The sequence below is a fragment of the Humibacillus xanthopallidus genome (assembly GCF_006716675.1).
Classification (GTDB): Bacteria; Actinomycetota; Actinomycetes; order Actinomycetales; family Dermatophilaceae; genus Humibacillus; species Humibacillus xanthopallidus_B.
In genome coordinates, this window is record NZ_VFPM01000002.1 from 971,957 (window position 1) to 985,958 (window position 14,002).

At 71.4% G+C, this 14,002-nt stretch carries 13 protein-coding genes; 10 read left to right on the forward strand and 3 right to left on the reverse strand.

From position 1 onward, the window contains the following. Positions 1-34 precede the first annotated feature (34 nt). Together FBY41_RS12385 and FBY41_RS12390 are read left to right on the forward strand one after the other, a co-directional pair. Positions 35-1,117 (forward strand): WD40/YVTN/BNR-like repeat-containing protein, encoded by a 1,083-nt coding sequence (locus tag FBY41_RS12385; RefSeq protein WP_141844551.1) that lies wholly within the window; start codon positions 35-37, stop codon positions 1,115-1,117. A gap of 17 nt (positions 1,118-1,134) precedes the next feature. Further along, positions 1,135-1,431, forward strand: a complete 297-nt coding sequence (locus FBY41_RS12390) for a MoaD/ThiS family protein (RefSeq protein ID WP_141844552.1) — start codon at positions 1,135-1,137, stop codon at positions 1,429-1,431. A 19-nt stretch (positions 1,432-1,450) separates the two neighbouring features. Here the strand turns inward: FBY41_RS12390 and FBY41_RS12395 are convergent, their stop codons facing one another. Then, positions 1,451-2,086 (reverse strand): TetR/AcrR family transcriptional regulator, encoded by a 636-nt coding sequence (locus FBY41_RS12395; RefSeq protein ID WP_141844553.1) that lies wholly within the window; start codon positions 2,084-2,086, stop codon positions 1,451-1,453. Between the two features lie 59 nt (positions 2,087-2,145). On the opposite strand from FBY41_RS12395, the gene FBY41_RS12400 reads away from it, so the two are divergent. From FBY41_RS12400 to ilvD, 4 genes are all read left to right on the forward strand, one after another. Further along, positions 2,146-2,793 (forward strand): hypothetical protein, encoded by a 648-nt coding sequence (locus tag FBY41_RS12400; RefSeq protein WP_141844554.1) that lies wholly within the window; start codon positions 2,146-2,148, stop codon positions 2,791-2,793. Next, positions 2,790-4,853: a YhgE/Pip domain-containing protein gene (locus FBY41_RS12405; protein ID WP_141844555.1), complete on the forward strand. Its 2,064-nt coding sequence runs from the start codon at positions 2,790-2,792 to the stop codon at positions 4,851-4,853. The genes FBY41_RS12400 and FBY41_RS12405 overlap by 4 nt, the downstream gene beginning before the upstream one ends. Before the next feature lie 46 nt (positions 4,854-4,899). Beyond that, positions 4,900-5,424: a SixA phosphatase family protein gene (locus tag FBY41_RS12410; RefSeq protein WP_141844556.1), complete on the forward strand. Its 525-nt coding sequence runs from the start codon at positions 4,900-4,902 to the stop codon at positions 5,422-5,424. An 85-nt stretch (positions 5,425-5,509) separates the two neighbouring features. Next, positions 5,510-7,210: a dihydroxy-acid dehydratase gene (gene ilvD / locus FBY41_RS12415; RefSeq protein ID WP_141844557.1), complete on the forward strand. Its 1,701-nt coding sequence runs from the start codon at positions 5,510-5,512 to the stop codon at positions 7,208-7,210. Positions 7,211-7,313: 103 nt separating this feature from the next. On the opposite strand, the gene FBY41_RS12420 is transcribed toward ilvD, so the two are convergent. Beyond that, positions 7,314-8,144 carry a helix-turn-helix domain-containing protein gene (locus FBY41_RS12420; protein ID WP_141844558.1) on the reverse strand — a complete coding sequence of 277 codons (831 nt, stop codon included), beginning with the start codon at positions 8,142-8,144 and terminating at the stop codon, positions 7,314-7,316. 126 nt (positions 8,145-8,270) lie between these two features. On the opposite strand from FBY41_RS12420, the gene FBY41_RS12425 reads away from it, so the two are divergent. Then, positions 8,271-9,104 (forward strand): phytanoyl-CoA dioxygenase family protein, encoded by an 834-nt coding sequence (locus tag FBY41_RS12425; RefSeq protein WP_141844559.1) that lies wholly within the window; start codon positions 8,271-8,273, stop codon positions 9,102-9,104. A 9-nt stretch (positions 9,105-9,113) separates the two neighbouring features. Here FBY41_RS12425 and FBY41_RS12430 read toward each other — a convergent pair whose 3' ends face one another. After that, positions 9,114-10,055 carry a GNAT family N-acetyltransferase gene (locus tag FBY41_RS12430; RefSeq protein WP_141844560.1) on the reverse strand — a complete coding sequence of 314 codons (942 nt, stop codon included), beginning with the start codon at positions 10,053-10,055 and terminating at the stop codon, positions 9,114-9,116. A 322-nt stretch (positions 10,056-10,377) separates the two neighbouring features. Here FBY41_RS12430 and FBY41_RS12435 point away from each other — a divergent pair, with 322 nt between their 5' ends. The 3 genes from FBY41_RS12435 to ilvC all read left to right on the forward strand — a co-directional run bounded on the left by FBY41_RS12435 (position 10,378) and on the right by ilvC (position 13,939). Beyond that, a complete protein-coding gene (locus FBY41_RS12435) occupies positions 10,378-12,264 on the forward strand; it encodes an acetolactate synthase large subunit (protein ID WP_141844561.1) in 1,887 nt (628 codons plus the stop codon). A 3-nt stretch (positions 12,265-12,267) separates the two neighbouring features. Next, on the forward strand, positions 12,268-12,780 hold the full coding sequence (gene ilvN, locus FBY41_RS12440; RefSeq protein WP_141819059.1) for an acetolactate synthase small subunit: 513 nt from the start codon (positions 12,268-12,270) through the stop codon (positions 12,778-12,780). 130 nt (positions 12,781-12,910) lie between these two features. Further along, a complete protein-coding gene (ilvC, locus tag FBY41_RS12445; protein ID WP_141844562.1) occupies positions 12,911-13,939 on the forward strand; it encodes a ketol-acid reductoisomerase in 1,029 nt (342 codons plus the stop codon). Positions 13,940-14,002 lie beyond the last annotated feature (63 nt).

A 14,002-nucleotide genomic window follows, 5' to 3' on the forward strand; every position in this document is an offset into this window, starting at 1 on the left:
GTCGGCGCACCGGTGCATAGTGGACACTGTGAACATGACCGAGACCATCGTTGCCATCGGCACGCGCAAGGGGCTCTGGATCGCCCGCAGCGACGACCGCAGCACCTGGAGACTCGAAGGCCCCCACTTCCTCATGAGCGAGGTGGCCTCGGTCGCGATCGACACCAGGGAGGGCCGCTCGTCGGTGCTCGCCGGCGTCAAGTCGTGGCACTGGGGCCCGACCGTGCAGGCGAGCACCGACGGCGGTCGCACGTGGACCGAGAGCGCCGAGCGTGCGCTGGCCTTCCCGGCCGACACCGACACGGCGCTGGAACGGGTCTGGCAGCTGACCCCCGACCCCAACGACGCCGACGTCGTGTGGGCGGGCGTCGAGCCGCACGCCCTCTTCCGCAGCGCCGACCGGGGCGAGCACTACGAGCTCGTCCGCGGTCTGTGGGACCACCCGCACCGTCCCTCCTGGGAGCCCGGCTTCGGCGGGGGAGCAGTGCACACGATCATCCCCGAGCCCGGCCACCCCGAGAGCCTCCTCGTCGCGATGAGCGCCGGCGGTGTCTACCGCAGCGGCGACGGCGGGCAGAGCTGGCAGGCGAGCAACCCCGGCATCCGGGCCTACTTCCTCCCCGACAACGAGTACCCCGAGTTCGGCCAGTGCGTGCACAAGGTCGCCCGCAGTGAGGCAGACGGCGAGCTCTACGCCCAGAACCACAAGGGCGTCTACCGCTCCGACGACAACGGCGAGACGTGGAGCTCGATCGCCGACGGGCTGCCCACCGACTTCGGCTTCACGATCCTCGCCCACCCGCGCAAGCCCGGCATGGTCTGGAACGTCCCCGTCATGGACGACGGCGAGCGCATCCCCCCGGGGGCCCAGCTGCAGGTGCAGCGCTCCGACGACGGCGGCGCAACCTGGCGCCAGCAGTCCAACGGCCTGCCGAGCCAGAGCTTCACGTGCGTCCTGCGCGACGCGGCAGGGCTCGACGACCTCGACCCCGTCGGCGTCTACATCGGCACGCGCAACGGTGACGTCTTCGCGTCCGCCGACGAGGGGGAGTCCTTCCAGCGCATCGCGACCCAGCTGCCCGACGTGCTCGTCGTGCGGGCCGCCCAGATCGCCTGAGCGACAAAGGATTCCGTATGCCGTCCGCTCCCGTCCGCGTCATCCTGCCGGGCATGCTGCGCGACCTCGTCGGTGGCATGGCCGAGATCGAGGTCGACTCCCCGTCCGACTCGCAGACCGTGGCGCAGCTGCTCGACCGCGCGTTCGCCGAGCACCGGGTCCTCGACGGCAAGGTGCGCGACGAGCGAGGTCAGATCCGGCGTCACGTCAAGGTGTTCGTCAACGGCGAGGACGCGACGCGGGGTGCGGGGGTCGGCACGCCGGTCCCGGCCGGGGCGCGGGTGCACATCATCAACGCCGTCTCCGGCGGCTGACGCCGGCCGCCGACGGGCCTCAGCCTGAGGGGCGCACGCCGAGCAGCACGGGCAGCACGACCTGCTCGAGCTCTCCGCGCTCGAGGGCGCCGGGCTCGATGAGTCGCTGCGTCATCGACCCCTGTGTCAGCGCCATCGCCACGCGCACGAACTGCTCGGTCGTCATCGGCAGGGTGATCCCGCGAGAGGCGATCGCGTCATCGACCACTGCGACGAGCGCCTCGCGGATGCGCCGCTGCTGGGCGGCCCAGACGCGCCTCGCGGCAGCGTCGCGGATGGCGTGGAGGGTGAACTCGGTCGTCAGCAGCACCCAGCGCTCGTGGCGGCCGGGCTCGTCGGCGAGGGCGGCGAAGACGGCGCCGAGCACCGCCTCGGGTGAGGCCTCGGTGCGGGCCGCTGCAGTGATGCGCTCGACGATGCCCTCGACCTGCCGCGTCGAGAGGTGGATGACGAGGTCGTCCTTGGACGAGAAGTTCGAGTAGAAGGCGCCGCGCGTGAATCCAGCGCGCTCGCAGATCTCCTCGACCGTGGCGCCGTGGAAGCCGCGTTCGGCGAAGACCTCGCTCGCCGCGTCGAGGACACGGGCACGGGTGGCCTGACGACGAGCGCTGACGCGGGCACGGGGAGGGCCGGCGGTGGCTGCAGGGGACGGCATACGGCATACGATACACGGTCGTATTGCATACGAACGTGTATTGGATACATACTCGTATCGTGAACAACCGACAGGCACAGGTCCGCAGCCAGCGTGAGGTCTTCGCGACGGGGGTCACCGTCGCAGGCACTCACGAGCCCTTCGTGGACGGCGTGGCCTTCACCGCGCCCGGGGGCGCCGTCACCGTGGTGCCCTGCGACCCCGGCCTGCCCCAGGTCGCCCTCGCGCTCGCCATCGGTGGGCGCGTCGCCCTCGCCGGGGGCGAGATCTCGGTCGGCGGCTCGACCGACCGCGCCGACCTCCAGGTCCGCACCCGCCTCGTCGACGTCGCCGACGTCACCGCGCCCGAGGACACGCTCGCGCTGCGCGCGGTCGTCGCTGAGGAGCTGGCCCTCGCCGAGCGACCCTCCTCGCGCGCCGACGTCGACACCTACCTCGCGGACCGCGACCTCAGCGGCCTGCGGCAGCGCCGGTGGGAAAGCCTCCCTGCCGGACTGCGCACCCGCCTGCTCATCGAGCTGGGCTCGTGGCACCCGCGCGTGCGTGTGCTCGTGCTCGCCGGGCCGGACCGCCACGGCGGCGACGTCGGGGAGTGGTTCGAGTCCGCCCGTCAGGTCGCCGACTCCGGCCTCACCGTCATCGTCCTCTGCTCGCCCGCCACCGCGGCGGCGCTGCAGTCGCTCACCCCCTCTGGAGCCTTTGCATGAACCCCTTCCGTCTCGCGGCCTCCGAGCTGCGCCGGCTCACCTCCTCGCGCATGGCGCGACTCGGCGTCATCGCACTCGCGCTCATCCCGACGCTGTATGCCGGCCTCTACCTCTACGCGAACCACGACCCCTACGCCGCGCTGTCGCAGGTGCCCGCGGCCGTCGCCAGCGACGACCGCGGAGCCACCCTGGACGGGGGCGAGCGTCTCGATGCGGGGTCGTCCGTCGCCGACAAGCTCGTCGACTCGAAGTCGTTCGCGTGGCACCACGTGTCGAGTGCGGAGGCGCTGGCCGGCGTCTACGACGGCACCTACTCCTTCGCCGTCGTCATCCCCGAGAGCTTCTCGGCCGACCTCGCCGCGACGGGCGACTTCACGCCCCGCAAGGCCGAGGTCATCCTCGAGACCAACGACGCCAACAACTACATGACGACGATGATGGGCAACACGGTCATCAAGGAGGTGCGCGCCTCGGTGGCCTCGCAGGTCAGTGAGACCGCTGCCGACCGGCTGCTCGTGGGCTTCACCCGCATCCACGACGAGCTCGGCGCGGCCGTCGACGGCGCCGAGAAGCTGCGCTCCGGGCTCGCGGACGCCGACTCCGGAGCGGCCAAGGCCCAGCAGGGCGCTCAGTCGCTCGCCTCCGGTCTCCACCAGCTCTCCGTCGGCGCCGCGAAGCTCGACGACGGCCTCGGTCAGGCCGTCTCCGGTGCAGACCGCCTGCACACGGGTGCCAGCTCGCTCGCCTCCGGCCTGGGCACCCTGCAGTCGCGCACGGCATCACTGCCCGCCCAGACCGAACGGCTCGCCGACGGCGCGGCGCAGGTGGCCGCGGGCAACAAGAGGATCGCCGTCATCGGTGACCGGGTGGCCGGCATCTCCACCGACCTGCGCGCCAAGGTCGGCGCCGAACGCGACCCCCTCGTCGCCCAGCTGCGGGCCGCCGGTCTCGACGACACCCAGATCGCTCTCGTGCAGGCGCGTCTCGACCGGGTCGACTCCCTCGTCGTGCAGGCCGACGGCAAGGTGCAGCAGGCCTCCTCCGACCTCGACCGTCTCGCGACCGGTGCCGGGCAGGTGGCCACCGGCGCCCGAGCCCTCGCCGACGCGACCCCCGCGCTGACAGGTGGCATCAGCGACGCCGCCGACGGCGCCCGCCGGCTGAGAGACGGCTCGGCGTCCCTCGAGTCGGGCCTGCGCACCCTCGATGCCGGTGCCGGTCAGCTGAGCCGCGGCGCGGCGTCAGCGGCCACCGGTGGCGACTCGCTCGCCAGCGGCATCGGGCAGCTGAAGGCCGGCCTCGACAAGCTGGCCTCCGGCGAGGCCGAGCTGCACAGCGAGCTCGCCAAGGGCCGCGACGCCGTGCCCAACCCGACTGACGCCCAGCGCACGTCCGTCGCCAAGACCATCGGCGACCCCGTGACCGTGCAGCCCGACTCCCTGGCGACCGCCGGCACCTATGGTGCGGGCCTGGCCCCGTTCTTCGTCAGCCTCGCCCTCTGGATCGGCGCCTACGTGCTCTTCCTCCTCGTGCGTCCGCTCTCCACCCGCGCGCTCGCCACGAGCCAGCGCTCGGTGCGCACCGCCCTCGGTGGCTGGCTGGCCCCCGTCGCCATCGGCCTCGTGCAGAGCGTCGTCCTCTTCGGCATCGTCGCCCTCGCCCTCGATCTGCCCGTCGCGCACCCGCTGCTCGTCGTGCTCTTCGTCGGCTTCGTCTCGCTGACCTTCGTCGCGATCCTCCACGCGCTCGCGGCCCGCCTCGGCGCCGTGGGGAAGTTCCTCGGCCTCGTCTTCATGGTCGTGCAGCTCGTCAGCGCAGGTGGCACCTTCCCGTGGCAGACCCTGCCTGCGCCCCTCCAGGCGGTGCACCACGTCGTGCCGATGACGTACGCGATCGACGGTCTGCGGCGACTCATGTACGGCGCCGACCTCGCCCCGGTGCTGCTCGACCTCGGCGTCCTGGCGGGCTTCCTCGTCGCGGCCCTCACCGTCTCGACGATCGCGGCCCGTCGCTTCCGGGTGTGGACGCCGAAGCGCATCAAGCCCGAGCTCAGCCTCTAGGCCCTCGGGCTGACAAGCCCCGCGCGGCAGAGCATGCTGTGGAGGTATGAGCAGTGCGGCCAAAGACAAGACCCTCATCCTCATGCGGCACAGCAAGGCCGAGGAGGGCCTCACCAAGCCCGACCACGACCGCGAGCTCGCCGCCCGCGGTCGGCGCGACGCCACGGCGGCGGGCAGCTGGTTGCGCGAGGAGGGTCTCGTGCCCGACCTCGTCATCTGCTCCACCGCCGTGCGCACCCGCCAGACCTGGGAGCACGCCCGGAGCGGCGGGGCCCAGGCCGAGTTCGTGGAGTTCCGGCGCAGTGTCTACACCGGAGGTGCCGAGGGCGTCCTCGAGACCATCCGCGAGGACGGGGGTGAGATGGAGACCGTGCTCGTCGTCGGGCACAACCCGACTGCCGCCGAGCTCACGAGCCTGCTCTGCGACGGCGAGGGCAGCCACGAGGCGCACGAGGCCCTCGCCCAGGGCTTCGTGACGAGCGGGCTCGCCGTCATGAGGTATGCCGGTGACTGGGCCGACCTCGACGCCGGGACCTGCGCACTCCACCGCTTCCACGTCGCCCGCGGCTGACGGCATACGCCCGGGGAAGGACGCCGAGCGGATCGGCCCCTGAGATGCCGTGTCCACCACGCGGACACGGTCCTATGCTGCAGGCATGACGCAGACGCCTGACATCAAGCCCCGCAGCCGCGATGTCACCGACGGTCTCGAGAAGACCGCCGCGCGGGGGATGCTCAGGGCCGTAGGGCTCGGTGACGACGACTTCGCCAAGCCGCAGATCGGCGTCGCGAGCTCGTGGAACGAGATCACCCCGTGCAACCTCTCGCTCGACCGGCTCGCCAAGGCGGTCAAGGACGGCGTGCACGCCGGGGGCGGCTACCCCCTCGAGTTCGGCACCATCTCGGTGTCCGACGGCATCTCGATGGGCCACGAGGGGATGCACTTCTCGCTCGTGTCGCGCGAGATCATCGCGGACTCGGTCGAGACCGTCATGAGCGCCGAGCGCCTCGACGGCTCAGTGCTGCTCGCCGGCTGCGACAAGTCGCTGCCCGGCATGCTCATGGCCGCCGCGCGCCTCGACCTCGCCTCCGTCTTTCTCTATGCCGGCACCATCCTCCCCGGGGTCGCCAAGCTCTCCGACGGCACCGAGAAGGAGGTCACGATCATCGACGCCTTCGAGGCCGTCGGTGCGTGCAACGCCGGACTCATGTCGCGCGAGGACGTCGACGCCATCGAGCGCGCCATCTGCCCGGGCGAGGGCGCCTGCGGTGGCTTCTACACCGCCAACACGATGGCCGCGGTCGCCGAGGCCATCGGCATGTCGATCCCCGGCTCGGCCGCGCCCCCCGCGACCGACCGCCGTCGCGACATGTACGCCCGCAAGTCGGGCGAGGCCGTCGTCGAGCTGCTGCGCCGGGGCATCACCGCGCGCGACATCATGACGAAGCCGGCCTTCGAGAACGCCATCGCCGTCGTCATGGCTTTCGGCGGCTCGACCAACGCGGTGCTGCACCTGCTCGCGATCGCACACGAGGCGGACGTCGACCTGACCATCGAGGACTTCCGCCGCATCGGCGCCAAGGTGCCGCACCTGGCCGACGTCAAGCCCTTCGGCAGGTTCGTCATGAAGGACATCGACCACATCGGCGGCATCCCCGTCGTCATGAAGACGCTCCTCGAGGCAGACCTTCTCAACGGGGACTGCATGACGGTGACCGGCAAGACGATGGCCGAGAACCTCGAGGAGCTCAACCCGCCGCACATCGACGGCCGCGTCATCCGCGAGATGGGCCGGCCGATCCACAAGACGGGTGGCCTGACGATCCTCACCGGCTCGCTCGCTCCCGAGGGTGCCGTCGTGAAGTCAGCCGGCTTCGACGAGTCGGTCTTCGAGGGCACGGCCCGCGTCTTCGACGGCGAGCGTGCCGCGATGGACGCTGTCGAGGACGGGTCGCTCCAGAAGAACGACGTCGTCGTCATCCGCTACGAAGGCCCCAAGGGCGGTCCCGGCATGCGCGAGATGCTCGCCGTCACCGGTGCGATCAAGGGCGCCGGCCTCGGCAAGGACGTGCTGCTGCTCACCGACGGCCGGTTCTCCGGCGGCACGACCGGCCTCTGCGTCGGGCACGTCGCACCCGAGGCCGTCGACGAGGGGCCGATCGCCTTCGTCCGCGACGGCGACGCGATCCGTCTCGACGTCGCGAGCGGCTCCCTCGACCTGCTGGTCGACGAGGAGGAGATGCAGCGCCGCCGCGCCGAGGGGGTCACGCACCCCGAGCCGAAGTACACCCGAGGCGTCCTCGCGAAGTACCGCAAGCTCGTCGGCAGCGCCAGCGGCGGCGCCGTCTGCGGCTGACCGGTCGGCATACCCCCTGCGATCGGAGGTGATCACGGCACCCATGTCGGTGCCGCGATCACCTCCGATCGGGAGCTCGAGGGCGTATGCCGTCCGGCTCAGGTCAGCGGTCGAGGTTGCGGAAGGCGCGTGGCGTGACGCCGGTGCGCTCACGGAACCGGCGCACGAGGTGGCGCTCGTCGCTGAAGCCGGTGGCCGCCGCGATGTCGCGGACGCCGAGGCCGGTGTGGACAAGCAGGTCGGTGGCGGCGTCGAGCCGCCGTGCGGCCCGGTGCGCGTAGGGGCTCGTGCCGGTCTGCGCGCGGAACCGCCGTCGCCACGTCTCGTAGGGCATGTCGACCTCGGCAGCCACGGCGCGCAGGTCCAGGGACTCGCCGAGGTCGTGCTCCAGGAGGTGGAGGGAGCGTTCGAGCCAGCCGAGCCGGTCGCCGCCTCGACTCGAGCGTGCCACGGCGGCCGTCGCCTCGAGGAGGGCCGCGAGGAGGTCGACGGCTTCTGCATCGCGAGCCTCAGGCGTGCTCGGGCGGCTCCGCCTGCCGAAGGCGGCGAACCGGTGGTGCCACCGCGCGACGGGGAGGTCGTGCACGAGCGGCCGGTCGACCGAGAGGGCGCCACGGTGCCGGGCCAGCTCGAAGGCGACGCCGTCGAAGACGACGAAGACCTCGTCCCAGCCGCCGCGGTCGGCGCCGTACCAGTGGGGGTGGCCGGGGTGCACGACGACGAGCGTGCCGGGCCGGACGGCCTCGTCGCGTGTCGCGTCCCGGTAGCGGCCGGTGCCGGCCGTGACGAACGTCAGGCCCCACGTCGGGTGCCGCCGCACCGCCCCCACCGCCAGGCCGCTGCCCCCCGCGATGTGGCCGGCCACGAGCACCTCACCGAGCCGTCCCGCAGGGGCCCGTCGCGAGGGGACGCCCGACCGCCGGTCATCGTCCATGGGGCGATCCAACCAGATCGTTCCCCTCCACCCACGGCGTTCCGGGTCTCGTCATCCTGCGGCTGGTCTGCTGAGGCCTGCGACGACCACACGGGTCGTTCACGATCCACGAAGGACGAGCCATCCATGCCCACCGACCTGCTTCCTGACCTCACCACGGCGTACCCCGTCAGCGACGACGACGTCGCGGCCTACCGCACGAACGGCCACGTCCGCCTGTCCCAGGTGGCGACGCGAGATGAGGCAGCGGCCTACCGCGTGCCGGTGGCGGCGGCCGTCGAGCGACTCCGCACCGAGACGCGGCCGTTGGAGGCGCGCGACAGCTACGGGATGGCCTTCCTCCAGGTGATGAACCTGTGGCGGCACGACGAGGCCGTGGCCCGCTTCGTCATGGCATCACGCTTCGCGGGCGTCGCGGCGCAGCTGCTCGGAGTGCCGCGCGTCCGGGTCTACCACGACCAGGCGCTCTTCAAGGAGCCGGGCGGCGGCTACACCCCGTGGCACCAGGACGCGATGTACTGGCCGCTCGACGGCTCGCGATGCCTCACGATGTGGATGCCGCTCGTCGACATCACGCCTGCCCACGGCGGCCTCGCCTTCGCCAGTGGGAGCCACGTCGACGGGCCGCTCAGCGACATCGGCATCTCGGACGCCTCCGAGGAGCACTTCGACCGGCTGCTGCCCGAGCGCGGTCTCGTCGTCGACGAGCCGGTCGCGATGCGGGCCGGCGACGCGTCCTTCCACTCGGGCTGGACAGTGCACAAGGCCCTCAGCAACACCTCGACGCAGATGCGCGAGGTCATGACGGTGATCTGGTTCGCGGACGGTCTCTCCGTCCTCGAGCCGGCCAACCCAGCTCAGGCCAACGACCTGGCCTCGTGGCTACCCGGCCTCGCCCCCGGTGACCTCGCCGCGTCGGCCGCCAACCCCGTCATCCCGGCCACCGCGGTGCCGAGCTGACCTCTCCCGTCAGGCGGGCGCAGACACGTCGATGGCGAGGTGGCGCCACACCGACGTCACCTCCATGCCGACCTTCTCGTAGAGCCCCAGCGCACCCGTGCGTGAGTCGGTCGACAGCTCGGACCGGTCGCCGCCGTGCGCCCGCCCGGCCTCGAAGGCGTCGACGAGCAGCGCCCTCGCCAGCCCGCGTCCGCGCTCGTCCCTCCGCACCGCCAGCTTGTCGACGTAGGCGCAGCGGTTCGACACGATGACGAAGGCCATCCCGACGACCTCGCCGGCGGGGTCGACGGCGAGGCGCAGCTGCCAGTCGTCGTAGCCGGGCCGGTTGACGACGTTCGCCGCCCACTCCTCGAAGGTGGCACGCTCCCGCTCCGACCACTCGAGGAAGGCGTCCTCGTTGACGACCCAGGCCGCGCGGTGGTCGGCGTCACCGGAGGCGGGCCGGACGGCATACCCCTGCGGGAGGGGCTGGGGCGCGATGACCGCGCCAGCGGGCAGTTCGAGCACCCACGAGGTCCAGAGCGCCCGGTAGCCGAGCGCGGTCAGGAGCCGTTCGCTCGGGGAGTCGCCCGGCACCGGCTGGCCCACGAGCGCGCCGCCGTCGCGGGCCGTCACGGCCTGCGACCACTGCGCCAGCGCCGTCCCGATGCCACGCCCGCGGTAGGCCGGGTGGACGGCCGCGTCGCCCCAGCGGGCCTTGTAGACCTCGGCGTACGCGACGAGGCGCTCCCCGTCGAACACCCCGACCGACTGCGTGGGGAGGTCGAACGCCGGCCGCTGCCAGTCGCCGACGATGTCGGCCTCCTCGATGAGCTCCTCGCCGACGTCGTGCACCTCGCAGGCACCGATGAGAGCTGCGACGGCGGCCGCGTCGTCGGGGCGCAGCGGCCGGGTCGCCAGGTCGGTCGACGCGGGCAGCGTCAGGGGCACGGGCGCCAGTGCGGTCGTCATGGCGCCGAGTGTCCCGATCGGGGCGCGGCGCCGACAACCGAATTCCCCGGAAGGGGGGTGCGGCGGCATCGGGAGGGTGCCCCCGTGACAGTGGGTGAGATCACGGACCCACATGCTGAGACGGACTCGTGGGCCGATTGACACCACCGAGGCGGCGTAGGACGGTTGTCAGGTGGCCCGACTCCTCGTACTTCCATAGCGCGCGACCAGCTCGACCGGTCAGCGCGCTCCCTTCCGTCCCTGCGGGACAGAAGGGTTTTTTTGTGGGTCGAGTCGGCCCACCACGGCAACACGACGATGTGCTCGAGACAAGGATGAGATCGTGAGCGACACGACGAAGCAGGCGCCCTCGCCGGCTGACGTGGCCTCCCTGGCCCGTCAGCGTCCGACCCCGACGGCCCCCGGTGGCCAGACGGGCGCGGCCCACACCCCCGGCCACGAGGTGGTCCCGGGCGTAGAGGTCACCGGGGCGCAGTCGCTCGTCCTCTCGCTCGAGGCGATCGGTGCCGACACCGTCTTCGGCATCCCCGGCGGCGCGATCCTGCCCGCCTACGACCCGCTGCTCGACTCGACGAAGGTCCGCCACATCCTCGTGCGCCACGAGCAGGGCGCCGGCCACGCCGCCGAGGGGTATGCCGCCGCGACCGGTCGCGTGGGTGTGTGCATGGCGACCTCGGGGCCGGGTGCGACCAACCTCGTCACGCCGATCGCCGACGCCCACATGGACTCCGTGCCGATCGTCGCGATCACCGGGCAGGTCTCGAGCGGCTCGATCGGCACCGACGCCTTCCAGGAGGCCGACATCCGCGGCATCACGATGCCGATCACGAAGCACAACTACCTCGTGACCGACGCGGCGAAGATCCCGCAGGCGATCGCCGAGGCCTTCCACGTCGCGAGCACCGGCCGCCCAGGCCCCGTCCTCGTCGACATCAGCAAGGACGCCCTCCAGGCGACGACGACCTTCAGCTGGCCGCCGCCGATCGACCTGCCGGGCTACCGGCCGGTGACCCGGCCGCACGGCAAGCAGATCCGTGAGGCGAGCCGCCTCATGTCCGAGGCGAAGCGGCCGATCCTCTACGTCGGTGGCGGCATCGTGCGCGCTCGCGCCAGCGAGCAGCTGCGCACCCTCGTCGACCTCACCGGCATCCCCGTCGTCACGACCCTCATGGCCCGTGGCACGGTGCCCGACAGCCACGAGCTCAACCTCGGCATGCCCGGCATGCACGGCACGGTCGCGGCGGTGACGGGGCTGCAGCGCTCCGACCTCATCATCGCGCTGGGCGCCCGCTTCGACGACCGCGTGACCGGCCAGCTCTCGACCTTCGCGCCGGGCGCCAAGGTCATCCACGCCGACATCGACCCGGCCGAGATCAGCAAGAACCGCACCGCCGACGTGCCGATCGTCGGTGACGTGGGCGAGGTCATCAACGACCTCATCACCCAGATCACCCTCGACCGGGCGACCGCCTCCGACGACGACCAGACGTGGGACTTCGGGTCGTGGCGCGAGCAGGTCGCCGAGTGGAAGGCGACCTTCCCGCTCGGCTACACCGACAGCGACGACGGCACCCTCTCGCCGCAGTACGTCATCGAGCGCATCGGCGCCCTCTCGGGTCCGGAGGCGACGTATGTCGCGGGCGTCGGCCAGCACCAGATGTGGGCCGCGCAGTTCGTGCAGTACGAGCGTCCCAACGCCTGGATCAACTCGGGCGGCCTTGGCACGATGGGCTACTCGGTGCCGGCGGCCATGGGAGCGAAGGTTGCCGAGCCGGAGCGCACCGTGTGGGCGATCGACGGCGACGGCTGCTTCCAGATGACCAACCAGGAGCTCGCGACCTGCGTCATCAACAACATCCCGATCAAGGTCGCCATCATCAACAACAGCTCGCTCGGCATGGTGCGCCAGTGGCAGACGCTCTTCTACAACGAGCGCTACTCCAACACCAATCTCCAGCCGCTCGAGCAGCGCGTGCCCGACTTCGTCAAGCTCGCCGACGCCTACGGGGCGCTCGGCTTGCGAGCGGAGACACCGGAGGAGGTCGACGAGGTCATCAAGCTGGCGCTCGAGACCAACGACCGCCCCGTCGTCATCGACTTCATCGTCCACCGCGACGCGATGGTGTGGCCGATGGTGCCGGCCGGCGTCAGCAACGACAAGATCCAGGCCGCGCGCCACGCCGCGCCGGTCTGGGAGCGGGAGGACTGAGGCATGAGCAAGCACACCCTGTCGGTGCTCGTCGAGGACAAGCCCGGCGTCCTCACCCGGGTCGCGGCCCTCTTCTCGCGACGCGGCTTCAACATCGACTCGCTCGCGGTCGGCCAGACCGAGATCCCCGAGATCTCGCGCATCACGGTCGTCGTCGAGGTCGAGGGAGCCGCGCTCGAGCAGGTGACGAAGCAGCTCAACAAGCTCATCGAGGTGCTCAAGGTCGTCGAGCTCGAGCCGAACGCCTCGGTGCAGCGCGAGATCATGCTCGTCAAGGTGCGTGCCGACGCCGGCACCCGCAGCCAGGTCATCGACACGATCCAGCTCTTCAAGGCCAAGGTCGTCGACGTGTCGACCGACGCCATGACGATCGAGGCCACCGGGAACTCCGACAAGCTGCGCGCGCTGCTCGACGTGCTCGAGCCGTTCGGCATCAAGGAGCTCGTCCAGTCGGGCATGGTGGCCGTGGGTCGCGGACCCCGGTCGATCACCGACCGGAGTCTGCGCAGCGCCTGACCGGCACCAGCCCGGTTCGTGCCGACCTCACCCGACCTCAGCCCCAGCGACGCCCGCCCCACCAGCCTCACCGTCCCGCTCAGCCCAGCGGCACACCGCCGCAGATCCCCAACCGAAGGAGAAGGCCACGATGGCCGAGATGTTCTACGACGACGACGCCGACCTGTCGATCATCCAGGGGCGCAAGGTCGCCGTCATCGGCTACGGCAGCCAGGGCCACGCCCACGCGCTCAACCTGCGTGACTCGGGGGTCGACGTGCGCATCGGCCTCGCCGAGGGCAGCAAGAGCAAGGCGAAGGCCGAGGCCGAGGGCCTGACCGTCCTGACCGTCGCCGACGCGGTCAAGGAGGCCGACCTCGTCGTCATTCTCACGCCCGACCAGGTGCAGCGCGGCGTCTACGCCGAGCACATCCAGCCCAACCTCAAGGATGGCGCCGCCCTGCTCTTCGGGCACGGCTTCAACATCCGGTTCGGCTACATCAAGCCCGAGGCCGACGCCGACGTGCTCATGGTCGCCCCCAAGGGCCCCGGGCACATCGTGCGCCGTGAGTTCGTCGACGGCCGTGGGGTGCCCGTGCTCCTCGCCGTCGAGCAGGACGCCTCCGGCACCGCCTGGGAGCTCGCGAAGTCCTACGGCAAGGCGATCGGCGGCCTGCGTGCGGGCGGCATCAAGACGACCTTCACCGAGGAGACCGAGACCGACCTCTTCGGCGAGCAGGCCGTGCTCTGTGGTGGCGCCAGCCAACTCGTGATGTACGGCTTCGAGACGCTCGTCGAGGCGGGCTACCAGCCCGAGGTCGCCTACTTCGAGTGCCTCCACGAGCTCAAGCTCATCGTCGACCTCATGATCGAGGGCGGCATCGCCAAGCAGCGCTGGTCGGTCTCCGACACGGCCGAGTACGGCGACTACGTCTCCGGGCCGCGCGTCATCGACCCGCACGTCAAGGAGAACATGAAGGCCGTCCTCGCCGACATCCAGAACGGCACGTTCGCCAAGCGCTTCATCGACGACCAGGACGCCGGCGCACCGGAGTTCAAGGCCCTGCGCGAGAAGGGTGCTCAGCACCCGATCGAGGCGACCGGTCGCGAGCTGCGCGGGCTCATGGCCTGGGTCAAGCAGACCGACAGCGACTACATCGAGGGTTCAGCCGCTCGCTGACGCCTGCCGAGGTCGACCAGCTCGGCCCTGAGGCCGGCCGCCCGTTCGTGGGGCGGCCGGCCT